Source organism: Pedobacter sp. (genome assembly GCF_035317785.1).
In the GTDB taxonomy this organism is placed as follows: domain Bacteria; phylum Bacteroidota; class Bacteroidia; order Sphingobacteriales; family Sphingobacteriaceae; genus Pedobacter.
Genome location: NZ_DATHGC010000043.1, coordinates 1 through 15,094, shown reverse-complemented (window position 1 = coordinate 15,094; position 15,094 = coordinate 1). Strand labels below are relative to the sequence as shown.

Genomic DNA, 15,094 nt, shown 5'->3' with positions numbered 1-15,094 from the left:
ATCCCTGATGTGCATGGGTTATTATGACCGCAAAGATGTGCCGTTTTATTATGCCATGGCTGATGCCTTTACCATTTGCGACCATAACTTCTGTTCTTCACTGACCGGCACGACACCCAACCGTCTGTTCATGTGGACCGGCAATATCAGACCTGAACTGAACAGCACCTCCGTGGCTGCTGTCAACAATTCACAAGCTGAATCACGCGATGATGTTTATATAGACTGGGAAACTTTCCCAGAAGTACTGGAAGACAATGGTGTTAGCTGGAAGATCTACCAGAATGAGATCTGGACCAGTGACCTGCAGAGTGATACCGTAGACGACTGGCTGGGCAACTATGGCGACAATGCCATAGAATATGTAAAACGTTACAACGTCAGGCTTTCAGCCTGGTTTAGAAAACACGGCGATCCAAAGAAAAAACTAACTGCGCAGGAGGTACGGGAAAAATACGATGCCTTAACCTCAAGGGAAAGAAACCTGATAGACAAAGCCTTCGCCACCAATATCAACGCGCCCTTCGATTACCTGGAGCTGGCGGCATTTGACTATACCGACGATCAGGAACAGAAGCAAAGCCTGAATATCCCAAAGAACGACATCTTTTATCAGTTCAGGTCAGATGTGGATAAGGGCAAACTGCCCGCAGTATCCTGGCTGGTCGCGCCGCAACGCTTTTCCGACCACACCAGCTCACCGCTCTATGGTACCTGGTATGTTTCAGAAACGATAGACATCCTTACAAAAAACCCTGAAGTATGGAAAAAGACGATCTTTATCCTTACTTACGATGAAAATGACGGGTACTTTGACCACATCCCACCTTACGTGGTGCCCAAACCCGGAGACCCCGGCAGTGGTAAAGTATCTGCCAATATAGACGTAGCAGCAGACTACGAGACGGAGAAAGATAGCCCTATCGGTCTTGGCTACCGTGTACCCATGCTCATCGCCTCGCCCTGGAGCAAAGGCGGATACGTGAACTCACAAGTCTGCGACCATACCTCTACCATCATGTTCCTGGAAAACTTTCTGACTGAAAAAACCGGGAAAAAGATCAGGAGCAAGATGATCAGCAGCTGGCGGCGTGCCATCTGCGGTGACCTGACCTCGGCGTTCCGGCCCGCAAAAGCCGAACCATCAGGTATGCCGGACCGGCTTAAAAAGGAAGAAGTCATCACCGGCATCCAAAATGCGAAAAACAAACCTGCACAATTAAAACCCGATCCGCTTTCAGTCGTTGAAATTGAAAAGATCAACAGCCTTCATCCCTTTCAGAAAGGTGCATCGGCCTTTATGCCGCAACAGGAAAGCGGCACCAGGAAAGCTTGTGCACTACGTTATCGCCTTCATGCAGATTGCTGGCTTGATCCGGCAGGCAAAGACGTGGTCATTCATTTCTCAACAGGAACTTTCGGACATTTGCGGCCGTTCCCGATAGGCGCGCCCTTTAGTGTTTATGCGCCGGGGCTCTTCGGGAAGGCCATGGGAAAAACCTGGTCTTATGCCGTATCAGCAGGTGACAGGCTTACCGACCAGTTCAGTCTTCATGACTTTGAAGGAAGCCGGTATCACCTCAACGTAAACGGGCCAAATGGCTTTTTCCGCAGCTTTAAGGGTTCAGCGGATGATCCCGCTCTGAGGATTATCTGTGCTGATCAGCCGGCGCTCCTGCGCGTCGGGGCTATGGGCAACCTGAAACTGCACTTTGAAAACACAGGAGATACCCGTCTGGAAATAATGATCGCTGATGAGGTGTATCAAAATATCAGTCCGCTGTCTGTTAAGATACCAGCCAAAAGCAAAAAAAGCCTTGTTGCTGACCTGAAGAAAAGCCACGGATGGTACAATTTGAAGATCTCTGTGAAAGGGAATGATGACTATCTGAGGCAATATGCCGGGCATGCAGAAAAGGATGGAAAAGATTCCGTTACCGATCCATATATGGGTGGTCTGATCTAGTTTTCTTTGTCGTCGAGGACTTCCGAGGCGATTGCGTTTTCATTTCCGGCCATCACCTCTTCCTGCTTTTCAGGATCGAGTTCGACGCAGCCTTCCTTATCTTTTTTCGCAAAAAGAATAGGGTACAGGAACATTAATGCCCCGGCTACGAAAAGAATACCGGCGAGCGTAAGCATCAAATTAGCAGACGTCGCCCTGTTTTCACTCATTATCCTATAAGCAATCAAGGCCCCTACTCCCAGTATAAAGGCTATTACAGCTTTTTGAAGTTTTAATATTTTGATCATGACCTTGTTTTATTTAAGTAAAAACTACAAATATTCAACAAAAATCAATCCATAATATACGGCATTAAAGCGTGTAAAAGACTGAGGGACAAACAGAAGCTGTGAAACCCCTGTTGTCCCTCACTTATGGTGTGCCTGCCCTACGCGGATCACCCGCTCACAGGACTTTTTTTCAGAATTGAGTAGTCCTTTTTACTAGCAACAATTTAGCCATTCTGAAAGTTTTAAACGCAATAAACTTTTAAACAATTCCACATCTTATGAACAACATCATCCGGCCCCTGTTGCCATGATGTCCTTTGCTTCCTGATCTTCATATTTGTCAATCAACGCTTTAAGCCTGGATTTTAATTCGGTAACGATAGGCTGATACCCTTTTTCCCCATACAGATTGTGTTCCTCTGAACCGTCTTTCTTTAAATCATACAATTCCCATGCATCCACCCGCTTATAAAAACGGATCAACTTATATCTTTCGGTCCTGATCCCAAAGTGAGGGGATACCGAGTGCTCCCCATTTTCGTAATAATGATAAAACATGGCGTCCCTGAACACCTCAATACCAGATTGAAACAAAGGTAACATTGATTTCCCCTGCATACCTTCCGGTATTTTAAGCTTTGCAGCATCAAGCAAAGTTGGGGCAATATCCAGGTTCATCACAAATGCTTCGGACTGGCTGCCTGGTTTTATCACTCCCGGATAGCTCATTACCATGGGGGTCCTGAACGATTCCTCGTACATAAAACGCTTATCGAACCAGCCATGCTCCCCCATATAGAATCCCTGATCAGACATATAGATCACTATGGTATTTTCAGTTAAATGATTCTTTTCCAAATAATCCAGCGTGCGACCGATATTTCTGTCCAATGATGCCGCTGTACTCAAATAGTCTTTCATATAGCGCTGATACTTCCATTCTATAAGGGCCTTCCCGGATAAGTTTCTTGTTTTCAGGTCAGCTTCGATCGGGTTATAGTAAGCATCAAATTTAGCACGCTGAGCCGGGTTCATCCTGTCAAAGCCTTGGGGCTTGCTGCCAAGATGTAATTTTCCGATCCATGCGGTTTGATAGCCACCTCCCTGCAAATGCTTTGCAAAATTGTCCTGACTGTGGTCAAAATCAGCAGATACATTGTCTTTAAAACCATTTTTGTGACTGTATTTTCCGGTCAGGATCACCGCTCTGCTCGGCCCGCAAATGGAATTCGTCACATAAGCTCTTTTAAAAGTTACTCCCGCTTTGGCAATGCGGTCTATATTGGGGGTTTTAACCAATTTACTGCCATAGGCGCTGATTGCCTGATAGGCGTGGTCATCGGAAACAATGATCACAATATTAGGCTTCTGCTGAGCATAGGCCAGCTGGCAAAACAGCAGGCAAATGGCTAAAGTTATTTCTTTCATCTATATTTAATTTTGTTTCCTTAGTTTACCGGCAGAACGAACATTGGTGTTTCTGATACCAGAAGCTGCAATTTCCCATTGATTACCTCAACCTTCGTTCCACTCATTTCGTCTTTCCCGGCTGCAGGGCGATAAATGTATACCTGCTTTTTACCTTTAAGGCCGAGCGTATACGGCACAGTGCTTCCATTCTCCGATGGCTTAACCAGCACATAGGCATATTTGCCGTTTAACTCATATTGGTCAACCAGCGGGCTTTTCGAAACTGCTGCTTTATAGGAGTAGCTGCCCATCAGTTTATTGGCCTGATAGATGTAATCAGCAGCAGGTTTGCGCGAACGGTCCTTGTTGAGTAAACCGGAAGAAGAGAACCTACCGCCGCTTTCTATATTTTCATCATAGGTCTGATAGAGAAACACCCTTGCTACACCATGCCGCATATACAATAAAGCGGACCTTAGGATCCAGTCTGCCTGAGTTTCAAGAGCGGTTTTATGGCCAATGGGAATGGCCCGCAGCGGGCTCCTCTGGTCTACATCATAACCGGTTTCTGTCATCCATACCGGCATACCGCCGGCATGTTCCCTGGCCATCTTCATAAAGTTGTTTGCAATGGAATCTGCCGCAGATCTTTCCGGAGCCATCCCCCGGGTGGCTTTCACGCCCTGTGTAGATTCATCATCGTCTGAGTAAAGATGGTAGTTGATCACATCCCAGCACAGGTTTACCGATCCGTCAGCATGATATCCCCGGTTTTCCCTGCACCATTTGACCATTTCAATTACATATGCGGTATCAGGCCTCGCCAGTCCGCCCATCACTACCGTCATAGAAGGATCAGCATTCTTTACGCCTACACCGACGCCCATGGTGTTTTTATGCCCGTCGTAAAATGCAGAAAGATTGGCTGCATAATTTCGCCCGTTCTGATAGGCTTTCGACCCTTTCCACCACTTGTCACGCTCATTGTCGCACTCAATATAGCGGATCAGTCCAAGACCTTTTTTGACTACATTGACCTGGTCACCAGCCCACCTGGGCTTATTGTCGACAGTCAGCAGCGAAACGTCAACACGGGAATTGCTCCCGTATCTTGCCGTGTACTGAAAAGCTACTTTGGCCTGCTCAATATAAGACCTGGGATCTGCAAAGTCCCTTCCATGCCGCACCGGTACATTGTCCTGGTCAGCCTTCTCTTTTGGGGGATAGGTAGCCACCATCCATTTAGGGATGGTCTTGAGACAGGCCAGTACATCAATGCCGTTGGCCTTGCAGGCTTCATATAAGGCGTCATAATTCCAGCCGCCGCTCAGGGTTGGATTAAAAGAGTACCTGCCCTCTTCATGTTCCAGCTTTTCCCAGTCCATATAATGTCTTATGCCTGTAAAAGATTTCATGCCCCCCAGCCGCTGCGGATCAATCTTAGCAGGATTCTTCTCGTTTTCAAAATCCCATTCAAAGGCATTGACACCAAAAGCCTGTCTAAGCGGTATTTTAACCGACGCCGCTTTTCCGGAACGGGCTGTCTGAGCCTGCAATAAAGTACCGCAAAGCAACAAGCATAAAATGAAAAAAAGTGTCTTCTGAGTGCTCAATTTTACCGGATGATTTTTTAACTCCTGAAAATTAATGTTTTTCAGGCAGATATCTATTCACTAAATTTACTCGCATGAACATGCCTGTTTTGCAAGGAAAATTTATAAAACTCGAACCGCTTGGCCTTGATCATGCCGATAGCCTGGCAGAAGCGTCGGCTGGCAATGAAGCTTTATATAAGTGGACCCCGGTACCCCAGGGTAAAGCCGCCGCTATCAATTACATTCAAACGGCCATTGCCATGAGAGATACGGGCACCGCGGTACCCTTCGCAATTATCGGTCAGGAAGACGGGCTTTTTAAAGGATCGACCCGCTTCTGGAACATGGAATACTGGCCATGGCCCGAGGGCCATCCGAGGTCCGCAAATAAGGTCGCGGACGCCTGCGAGATCGGCCATACCTGGCTCGCGCAATCGGCAACAAGGACGGGCATCAACACAGAAGTCAAACTATTGCTGCTTACCCACGCCTTTGAAACATGGAAAGTACTCCGTGTATGCCTGCATACAGATGTACGCAATGAACGCTCCCGCGCCGCAATTGAACGCATTGGCGGAAAACTGGAAGGGATACTCAGGGCACATAAAATGAGCGCTGACTTCATGCCGAGGAATTCTGCAAGGTATTCCATATTAATTGAGGAATGGCCGGTTGTAAAGGAAAACCTGACTGCCTTGTTAAACAGGTAACTGTCGCATACCCCCCCTCAATATGTCGCATCAGCACATAACTATTGTCGCGGAACACAATTATCTTTAGATCATCAAATAAAACTAAAATCATGAAAAAGACAAACATTTTTTATTGGATCATTACCGGCATATTCGCCGCCTTTATGCTGTTCACTGCAATCCCGGATATCATGATGTCGCCCGATGCGGTAAAAATGATCTCCGGATTGGGGTACCCGAATTACTTCATCCCCTTCATTGGCGTTGCAAAAGTGCTGGGCTCCATTGCGATCCTCATCCCTGGCTTTAAAAGCATCAAAGAATGGGCCTATGCAGGATTGTTCTTTGATCTTTTTGCCGCCACTTATTCCATCATCCAAACAGCCGGTGTATCACCTTCCCTGTTATTCATGATACTGCCGATGGTATTTCTGTTTGTGTCCTATTACCTGTGGCATAGTCGTCTCAAACTTGCTGCGCATTAACTGGTATATCTCTTCTTGTATTCACCGGGATTCATGCCGGTGATTTTTTTAAATGTCCTGGAAAAATGAGAAAGACTTTCAAAGCCAGTCTGCTGAGCAATATCAGTATATTTGGATCTGCTGGTCATGATCAAATATTGAGCCCGCTCGATGCGCTTTTCGGTAATATACGCCAATGGACGGGAACCGGTATATTGCTGAAAAAGCCGGGAGAAATACTCAGAATTCTGATGTACGCGACTGGCTAATGATTTCACCGAAAGCGGCAAGTGCAAACTGACCACAATATGGCTGATGGTATCCAGGATTTTTACAGGAATATGCTGCCTTTCTTTCCGGGCGAGGATTTCAGGCTGAGCGAATCTTGCAATCAGCTGGAGTAATATACCCTGGGTTTCGAGAAACTGGGCATTGCTCTGCTGATGGTTGAGCTCCTGATATTCCTTATAGTAAACATCTTTTTCATAGATCTTTGGATCATCGGAACGGTTGATACCGCGTCCGGGATTGATGTGGACGAGCCGCTGAAAGTTGAGTACATCAATTTCCCGGGCCTGCACCTTAAATATAGACCTGTTATCGGCAAACAGCGACATCCCGTCTGAAGATTCCTCGAAGAACTGGACGAAATACTGATCCAGGAAGTCATCACAAACCAGGTTACATAAGGTGAAACTTGGAATAATATACAGGCAACCACCTTCAAGTTTGAGTTTTTTTTCGAAATGAGAGATCTCTCCTTCCCCGCCCGAAATATAGTAGATACGGTGATATGGACTGACTATATTCTTATAGTTCCAGCGTGAATCCAGTTTCACAGAGTCTACATTGAGCAGGAAAAAATTATGGGTAAGGATGCGCTTGATCACAAGCTAATGTAATAAATTTCTACAAATCTGTTTTAGGAAAAAATTAGTCTGATTTTGTCTACTATTATCAACATCAACCCTTGTATTTTTGAGTTTGTGCTGATTCATTCCGCGCATAGACGAAAACAACTAACCGGATAATCAAACAGTATGAAACGTAGAACACTGATTAAAGGCGGGATTGCGGGATTGGCAAGCTTGTATGCTTCCCGCTTATATAGCAATACTTTTTTAAAGGATGCGACATCAAAGGGAAACATTGGTCCCTTTCAGCCGAGCTGGGATTCACTGGCACAATACCAGGTGCCTGAATGGTACAGGGATGCGAAATTTGGGATATGGGCACATTGGGGGCCACAATGCCAGCCCGAACGCGGAGACTGGTATGCCCGCGGAATGTACCAGGAAGGCAGCGACCAATATAAATACCATTGTGAGAAATATGGGCATCCATCGAATTTCGGTTTCAAAGACGTCATCAATGAATGGAAAGCTGAAAAGTGGGATCCCGATGCGCTGCTGGCACTATATAAAAAAGCCGGAGCAAAGTATTTCATGGCTTTGGCCAACCATCACGACAACCTTGATTTGTATGACAGCAAGCATCACAAATGGAACTCCACCAAAGTCGGTCCTAAGAAGGATCTGATGGCAGGTTGGGCCAGGGCGGCTAAAAAGCAGGGATTACCGCTGGGCGTTAGTGTGCATGCCGCCCATGCCTGGCGCTGGTATGAAACCGCGCAGCGATCTGATAAAAAAGGCCCTTTAGCAGGAGTGCCGTACGACGGTAAATTCACCGCGGCCGAAGGAACCGGCAAGTGGTGGCAGGGCTATGATCCTCAACAACTGTATGCACAAAATCATCCACTAAGCAAAAACAGTGAAGACGATGGCGCTATACATGGGCAATGGAACTGGGGCAATGGCGTACATCCGCCAAGCAAGGAATACTGCGAAAACTTTTACGACCGTACGATAGACCTGATCGATAAATATGAACCCGAACTGGTTTATTTTGATGATACCGTGCTTCCCCTGTGGCCGGTGAGTGATGCCGGCCTGCGAATCGCAGCGCATTTGTACAACAAGAGCATCAAAAAGCACGGAAAGCTCAAAGCGGTAATCAATGGTAAAATATTAAATGAGCAGCAGCGTAAGTGCATGGTCTGGGACATTGAGCGCGGTCAAAGCAATGCGATTGAACCGCTTCCCTGGCAAACCGATACCTGCATTGGCTCCTGGCATTATGACCGCAGGGTGTACGACAACAACCACTACAAATCCTCGAAGACTGTCATTCATACACTCATAGATGTGGTCAGCAAAAACGGGAACCTGATGCTCAATGTGCCGCTCCGCGGAGACGGGTCAATAGACGAAAAAGAACGCTTTGTTGTGGAAGAAATCGGGGACTGGATGCAGCTCAACAGTGAAAGCATTTACGGGACACGCCCATGGAAAGTATTTGGTGAAGGGCCGGCCATGGAATCAGCTGCTCCGCTAAGTGCGCAGGGCTTTAATGAAGGCAAGGGCAAGCCATTCGGATCTTCAGACATCCGGTTTGTAAGGAAAGGATCAATACTCTACGCTACTTTACTGGGGTGGCCTGAAGATCAAAAGGCGTTCATCAGGACCCTGACCACGGCTTCGGGTAAAGTGGAAAAAGTAAGTTTGCTTGGAAACCGCAAAGCACTTGTTTTTCAGCAAACAAATGAGGGGATAAAGATTGACCTGCCGGAACAGGTGCCTGGGAAAAGTGCTTTTGTCCTCAAAATAGAAGGAAATATTGTCTGAGCATAAAGAAACAATTCCATCCAGCTTCTGGCAAGAGCTGCGGACACGAAAGTTAACTGCCGAGGATTGTCAGAGGAATTTCCCGGGTGTAACTCAATCTGCATCTACCCGGAAATTCCTGCCACCGAACTTAGACAAATTATAGCTTAGGTTCAGTGAAAAAACCCGCGTTTGCTGTTGGGTGCGGCTGTCAATAATGGTATTCCCCGACACCCTGCGCGAGATATTGTTGCCTTGTCCGAGTAAGTCATTGCCCCTGATGTCCATACTCAGGGACTTATCCTTTAAAAATTTTTTTCCTAAGCTCATGTTGATGAGCAGGGGATTGGAATTTGTCAGGGCATAGCCATAACTGGCCCTTTTAGTTGCGCCAAAACCGAAAAAATAAGATTTCCTGATCGTTAACTGGCCAGACAGGTTCATATTCACATCGCTATTGTCACGGACGGCCTGGTCAGCGGCGGCATCATTGTGGTTGGCATTATAGTTGACATTTGCATTGAGCCTCAGTTTTTCCAGCCTTAGACTGCCTTGCAGCGATGCCCCAAAGGTTGTTGTTCTAAAAAACGCAGGGGCGCTGATCTGGCCAATTCCAATAGGCTGGTATTCAGAATTCCCATACAATGCGCCCGAATTGTTATTATTTGTTATGGAATAGCTGAATTGAGTATTCAATGTAATTTTTTTGAACACCGCATTGCCCTCAAGCCGCTGAGAGAAATTAAGTCCTTTACCATAAGCTTTCTGGTTGTTGAAGATGACCGCACGATTTGAAAAACCCAGGCTGCCCGAATAACCGAAAGAAAACTTATTCTTCCTGATCGGAATATGAATGAGATAATTACCGCTGATTTCGTAATTGCCGTTTACATTTTCATAACGTGTAACCTGCTTTAAACTGTTTAAAGTATCGGGCAGCAATATCACATGGCTTACAATCTCGTTTTGTGTCGCAGAACCGCTCATGCCAATCTGTGCTGACAGACCGGATTTGATATGGTTATAATTAAAATTAGAATTCAGGTTATGTATGAATGAAGCTTTCAGGTCCGGGTTGCCCACCAGGATGTTCTGAAGGCTCTGTGCATTCCTAATGGGTTGCAGCTGGTTGAGGGTAGGGTTCCGGTTAGCGCCCTGGTAACCAAAAGAAAATGTTTTGCCCACAGCAAGCGTTCGGCTGAAGTTTAGATTGGGCGAATAATTGAATGTATTGTGATCTGTTGTTTGTCCCAGCCTCAGGTCGCGGTTGCTGAGCAGGTTAGGACTTGCATTGAAGCCAAGATTATACCGCATCTTGCGGGATCCGTAGTTGTAATTCATCCCTAAAGTCTGATTGATTGAAATACTGTTAAAGGATGTGCTCAGGGAGTCAACAAAGGAAATCTTATTGCTCAGGTTGTCAAAAACAAAGGTGGAAATTTCGTTCGCAGACCAGCCTGCAGAGCCATTATAACTAAAGTTCAGGCTCTGCCTGCCGAGAGTGTCCTTAGGTTTTTTCAAACCAAGGCTGTAATTAAAACCGAAGTTAACATTACGGCTATTGGTTTTACTCTCCAGATCTCTGTTTAAAAGCGAATCTTTTAGCAATGCCCCTGTATTTTTGTCGTAATACAGCGTGTTGGTGCTGATGTGCTGATCCCTGTTACTACCGGCAAGCGAGAAAGAAGCTGATGCAGAAAGTATATTATTCACATTCTTCAGCTTTTTTGAAAGGGAAATGCCGGCATTGAGGGACGGTGTGGAGTTAGTTGAACTGTTGCGGTTCTTCAGATCCTGGCGGATGAGGCCGGATTGATTGCTTAATGAAGTACTTTGGTTGTCTGAACGATTGTAAGTTCCGGTGACATTTGCCTGCATAAAAACCTTCTTGCTATTGTAACTCATGTTCCAGTTCAGGTTGTGCTTGCCTCCTCCATTTTCACCATCGCTTTTGTTATTGTTGATAAAATTGCCTTCAGGATTTAACGATTCTGTCACCTGTTCACGATTAAAAGCGGCCCTGTTGTTGTTGAAATTATAGGCAAACCCACCCTGCCCATTTTTACCCAGCTTGTCCCGGTGATTTAGCCCGACACCAAGCGACCGGCTGTTCCCCGCTCCGTTATTTGAGGTATTGGCATTGACGTTTGCCGAACTTTGCTTGTTGTCATTCCACAAGTGTAGCCTGACCTGGCTGCCAATCATATCGTTGGTTCCCGCATTGCTGGAAAACCCGCCAAATGCCCCCCTGTTCATTCCGGGCTTCGTAACGATATTCAACATCTTTACCGGTTCACCTGTCTTTATGCCGGTAAAATTTGCCTCGTCTCCGAAGTCGTCTATGACCTGGATCCTGGAGACAATGCCGGCTGGAAGTTTTCCGATAAATTCTTTAACATCACTGGTGAAAAAATCTTTACCGTTTATCCGAAGTTTGACCATCGGCTTGCCGGTTACCTTTACGTTATATTCATCGTCTACCTCCATACCCGGAAGTTGTTTCATCAGATCCGCTACATTATCACCTTCATTAACGCTGAACGCCGCAGCATTATACTCGACGGTATCCTGCATGAATCTGACGGGATTGGCCTTCGCATTGATGACTACCTCTTTTAGCGTCCGGCTCGACATTTTCAGCTCGATGGCATTCAGCCGCTTATGCCTTTCTTTTTCACCAAAAGTATATCCGGCCTTAAAATCCAGATAACCAAAGGTGGAAATTTGTAATGAAAAACTTTTGGCATTGATCTTGGAAACACTAAAGCTCCCGTACTGATCCGTCTCTGTATTCAGCGTATCTTTATCAATGATGACCAGCACTTTAACATTGGGAATCCCCGCTTTAGCCGAGTCCGTTACAGCACCAGAGATTTTCCGGTTGTATTGGGCAGACAGCTGAAATATATTACAGCAGATGAATAAGAGAGTGAAAGCGTAAATTTTTTCCAACGTACAAGATTAGAATACGAATTTATCTCTTTTTCGGGATATTCGTTTATTAGCTTGCTCATATTAATCACGGAGAGACTGGAAAGCAGATGGAAGAGAGCCCATCCCGCTAAACAATTTTAAAACAGAATTGTTAATAGCATAATTAAAACTGATGGCCATGAAAATTAAAACCAAAGAAGAAATCAAATTTAATTTTCGCAGTCCCTTGCATGGAAAACGCGACTATTACTTTCATGCAGATGAGGATTTCAGGGAAGACCGGGAATGGGGCAAAACAAAATCAACCACTATTAAAGCCAGTACCTCTGTAGTACGGGCGTGCATGGAAGCATAGTTATTCCTCCGGAGATGCCTCCATTTACGGCCTTTGGAGTCTTGGGGCCTTGCTGATGGATAAGTTCTAAATTCAATGCGTAAACTATTGCAGAAACTATTTTCGTCATTTTTGGTGAGACTCGCCAACAAATACAGTTCAAGACCTGACCCTGAGCGGATCCATGCAGCACTGACGGGTTTGTACAAGGACATCCTTGAACAACCAGGCAAGCGAGGCCAGCTGATCCGGTTAGGTGATCAGCACCGCATCATTCTTTTCTCAGATCAGCACAAAGGCGACCGGAGTTACCAGGATGATTTTGCCCTTTGTGAAGACAATTACCTGGCAGCGCTCAGCTACTACGATGCCCGGGAATTTTTGTACTGCAACCTGGGTGACAGTGAGGAGCTTTGGGAAAACACGACCCTCGAAGTGATAAAACACAATAAAAAAACGTTCAGCGCTGAAAAAAACTTTTTAGATCGCAATGCTTACATCAAGCTGTTCGGAAATCATGACCTTTACTGGGACAACGATCCCCTGGCGGGAATCATGCTTCAGAGGATCTTCGGGAAAAAAATCAGGGTTTACGAAGGCGTCATTTTTAAAATTCCTGCAAAGGATCAGGAGCTCAGTCTTTTCCTGACCCACGGACACCAGGGCGACCTGCAAAGTGACGGAAACTGGCTCAGTAAATGGTTTGTCTCTACCATTTGGGGGCCTGTTCAGTCCTACCTGCGTATCAACCCCAACACTCCTGCCTACGACAACCAGCTAAAATCCGAACACAATCAAATCATGTACGACTGGACTGCAAAGCAGACAAACCTTGCACTGGTAACCGGGCATACCCACCAGCCCGTATTCAATTCCCTTACACACTTGGAAAGGACCTATACAAGGATAGACGAGGCCAAAAAAAATGGCGATCAGGCGCTGGTCCAGAAACTGGAAGCGGAGCTCGAGGCTGGCAACATCAGCGGCACTACTTCGCCGAGGATGGAGTACTCCAAAAATACCTATTTCAATACCGGGTGCTGCTGCTTTAGTGACGGAGACATCACCGGAATAGAGCTGGAAGACGGCACAGTCAGGTTGATTGAATGGAAGAAAGACAGCAGCAATGTCCCTCGGAGAATCGTATTGGAAGAAACCGCTATCGAAAATTTGCTTGGCTAGCAGACCCGGCATAGGATAAAAATCAGTCGCCAAACATCTCTTTAGCTTTTTTGACCGCTTTTGCGAGATCGATTCCTTTACCCAGTACCCCTTTGAAGAGGTCACCTGTTTCTTTTAGTCTGTCTATCGCATTGAAAATTGTAAAATCCCTCATCGTAAGACCAGGCTTCAGCTCGCTCCAGTCCAGCGGCATGGAAACCGTAGCACCCGGTTTTGGTCTCAGCGAATACGGCCCGGCGATGGTTGCTCCTGGTCTGTTCTGCAGAAAATCAAGGTACATCTTTCCCTTGCGGTTGGCGATCATGCGCTCCAGACTGGTGAATTCGGGAACCTGCTGGTGTACCAGGGTAACAATGATCCTGGCAAACATCTGGCTTTGGTCATAGGTATACTTTGCGCTAAGCGGAATATAGATGTGCATCCCTGTCGAACCAGATGTTTTTACATAACATGGCACATCAATCTGCCCGCATACTTCTTTAACCATCTGCGCGACACGGATGACCTCATCAAAGGTATTTTTATCCGGATCAAGGTCAATCACACAGTAATCCGGGTTGTCCGGACTCTTGCTCCTTGAAAACCAGGGATTCATCTCAATACAGCCGAGCGATGCCATCCAGAGCAAAGCGGCTTCATCGTTACTCAGCAAATATTCTTTGTGCTCCCCTTCGCTGGTGGTATAAGGGAAAGTGTCCGCCCAGTCAGGCGCCTTGTCTTTCACATCTTTCTGGTAAAAACTCTTGGCGTGAATACCACCGGGAAAACGGTTCAGCGACATCGGCCGGTCTTTCAAATAGGGCAGGATGTAGTCTGCAACACGGTAATAGTAATTGAACATGTCTCTTTTGGTCACTTTATCTTCCGGCCAGTAGAGCTTGCTCAGGTGCGTGAATTTCAGTTCGCGACCATTTACCTTGCGAACCTGTGTTTCGTCCTTCGGGTTCAGCAGGGTCTTGCGGCCTGCAGATCTGGGCGGCCTGATCACCGGGGCGTGCTGATCTTTTTGGTCCGGTTTTGTTTCATCTGCCTCAGGAAGTTCTATTCCGACAATCGCTTTGGTAGACACCGCAGACTCCCTGACTACTTCTTTTGCTTTTTTATCATTGCGCATGCCCTGAAAAGAGGGATGTCTGAAAACCCCGTCACTGGTTACTTCAGAAAATGCGACTTCACAAACCAGTTGTGGCTTTAGCCAGGTGGCTTTTGCTTTAGGCGGATTTGGCCGGAAACGTGAAGGCTTGTTGACGTCGGGAATATCCTTAAAAGGACTTTCCCTGGTGATCAGCGGCTTAAATTCTTCCATCATCTCTTTTTGCGCCGCATCATTAAAGCCTGTACCCACCTTACCCACATATTGTAAATTCCCATCTTCATATACGCCAAGCAGTAAAGAACTGAACTGCTTAGGCGTATCCTCATTTTTGGTAAAACCTGCAATGATGACCTCCTGGCGTTTGCTCACTTTAATTTTCGGCCATTCTTTGGACCTGTTATTCTTACTGTAAAGACTGTCAGATTTTTTGGCGATAATACCTTCCAGTCCCATTTTAGAAGCCGCAGTGAAAAACTCGGTTCCCCTGGC

Annotated in this window: 12 protein-coding genes; 6 read left to right on the top strand and 6 right to left on the bottom strand. The window is 46.2% G+C overall.

Annotation, left to right across the window (positions count from 1 at the left end; genetic code table 11):
- A partial coding sequence (locus VK541_RS02975; protein ID WP_324366778.1) for an alkaline phosphatase family protein occupies window positions 1-1,966 on the top strand: 1,966 nt, incomplete at its 5' end.
- Here the strand turns inward: VK541_RS02975 and VK541_RS02970 are convergent.
- The 3 genes from VK541_RS02970 to VK541_RS02960 form a co-directional block, all read right to left on the bottom strand.
- Window positions 1,963-2,253 (bottom strand): isoleucyl-tRNA synthetase, encoded by a 291-nt coding sequence (locus VK541_RS02970; RefSeq protein ID WP_324366776.1) that lies wholly within the window; start codon window positions 2,251-2,253, stop codon window positions 1,963-1,965. The two genes, VK541_RS02975 and VK541_RS02970, sit on opposite strands and share 4 nt — an antisense overlap.
- A gap of 270 nt (window positions 2,254-2,523) precedes the next feature.
- Window positions 2,524-3,663: a sulfatase/phosphatase domain-containing protein gene (locus VK541_RS02965; RefSeq protein ID WP_324366774.1), complete on the bottom strand. Its 1,140-nt coding sequence runs from the start codon at window positions 3,661-3,663 to the stop codon at window positions 2,524-2,526.
- A gap of 20 nt (window positions 3,664-3,683) precedes the next feature.
- Window positions 3,684-5,258 (bottom strand): hypothetical protein, encoded by a 1,575-nt coding sequence (locus tag VK541_RS02960; RefSeq protein WP_324366772.1) that lies wholly within the window; start codon window positions 5,256-5,258, stop codon window positions 3,684-3,686.
- A 74-nt stretch (window positions 5,259-5,332) separates the two neighbouring features.
- Between VK541_RS02960 and VK541_RS02955 the strand changes: the two genes are divergently transcribed.
- Together VK541_RS02955 and VK541_RS02950 are read left to right on the top strand one after the other, a co-directional pair.
- Window positions 5,333-5,950 carry a GNAT family protein gene (locus VK541_RS02955; protein WP_324366770.1) on the top strand — a complete coding sequence of 206 codons (618 nt, stop codon included), beginning with the start codon at window positions 5,333-5,335 and terminating at the stop codon, window positions 5,948-5,950.
- A gap of 92 nt (window positions 5,951-6,042) precedes the next feature.
- On the top strand, window positions 6,043-6,417 hold the full coding sequence (locus tag VK541_RS02950; protein WP_324366768.1) for a DoxX family protein: 375 nt from the start codon (window positions 6,043-6,045) through the stop codon (window positions 6,415-6,417).
- On the opposite strand, the gene VK541_RS02945 is transcribed toward VK541_RS02950, so the two are convergent.
- Entirely contained in the window at window positions 6,414-7,286 is an 873-nt protein-coding gene (locus VK541_RS02945) for an AraC family transcriptional regulator (RefSeq protein ID WP_324366766.1), read from the bottom strand. The two genes, VK541_RS02950 and VK541_RS02945, sit on opposite strands and share 4 nt — an antisense overlap.
- Window positions 7,287-7,436: 150 nt before the next feature.
- On the opposite strand from VK541_RS02945, the gene VK541_RS02940 reads away from it, so the two are divergent.
- Window positions 7,437-9,080, top strand: a complete 1,644-nt coding sequence (locus tag VK541_RS02940; protein WP_324366764.1) for an alpha-L-fucosidase — start codon at window positions 7,437-7,439, stop codon at window positions 9,078-9,080.
- Between the two features lie 93 nt (window positions 9,081-9,173).
- On the opposite strand, the gene VK541_RS02935 is transcribed toward VK541_RS02940, so the two are convergent.
- Window positions 9,174-12,011, bottom strand: coding sequence for a TonB-dependent receptor (locus VK541_RS02935; protein WP_324366762.1), 2,838 nt, complete (start codon window positions 12,009-12,011; stop codon window positions 9,174-9,176).
- Window positions 12,012-12,171: 160 nt separating this feature from the next.
- On the opposite strand from VK541_RS02935, the gene VK541_RS02930 reads away from it, so the two are divergent.
- Together VK541_RS02930 and VK541_RS02925 are read left to right on the top strand one after the other, a co-directional pair.
- On the top strand, window positions 12,172-12,348 hold the full coding sequence (locus tag VK541_RS02930; protein ID WP_324366760.1) for a hypothetical protein: 177 nt from the start codon (window positions 12,172-12,174) through the stop codon (window positions 12,346-12,348).
- A gap of 75 nt (window positions 12,349-12,423) precedes the next feature.
- A complete protein-coding gene (locus tag VK541_RS02925) occupies window positions 12,424-13,509 on the top strand; it encodes a metallophosphoesterase (RefSeq protein WP_324366758.1) in 1,086 nt (361 codons plus the stop codon).
- Window positions 13,510-13,531: 22 nt separating this feature from the next.
- On the opposite strand, the gene ligD is transcribed toward VK541_RS02925, so the two are convergent.
- The coding region (gene ligD, locus VK541_RS02920) for a DNA ligase D (protein ID WP_324366756.1) at window positions 13,532-15,094 on the bottom strand (1,563 nt) is incomplete at its 5' end.

Bases quoted from the DNA above. Each gene is read 5' to 3' on its own strand.
- VK541_RS02970 (WP_324366776.1), bottom strand. From the start codon at position 2,253: ATGATCAAAATATTAAAACTTCAAAAAGCTGTAATAGCCTTTATACTG.
- VK541_RS02950 (WP_324366768.1), top strand. From the start codon at position 6,043: ATGAAAAAGACAAACATTTTTTATTGGATCATTACCGGCATATTCGCC.
- VK541_RS02925 (WP_324366758.1), top strand. From the start codon at position 12,424: ATGCGTAAACTATTGCAGAAACTATTTTCGTCATTTTTGGTGAGACTC.
- VK541_RS02940 (WP_324366764.1), top strand. From the start codon at position 7,437: ATGAAACGTAGAACACTGATTAAAGGCGGGATTGCGGGATTGGCAAGC.
- VK541_RS02965 (WP_324366774.1), bottom strand. From the start codon at position 3,663: ATGAAAGAAATAACTTTAGCCATTTGCCTGCTGTTTTGCCAGCTGGCC.
- VK541_RS02955 (WP_324366770.1), top strand. From the start codon at position 5,333: ATGAACATGCCTGTTTTGCAAGGAAAATTTATAAAACTCGAACCGCTT.
- VK541_RS02930 (WP_324366760.1), top strand. From the start codon at position 12,172: ATGAAAATTAAAACCAAAGAAGAAATCAAATTTAATTTTCGCAGTCCC.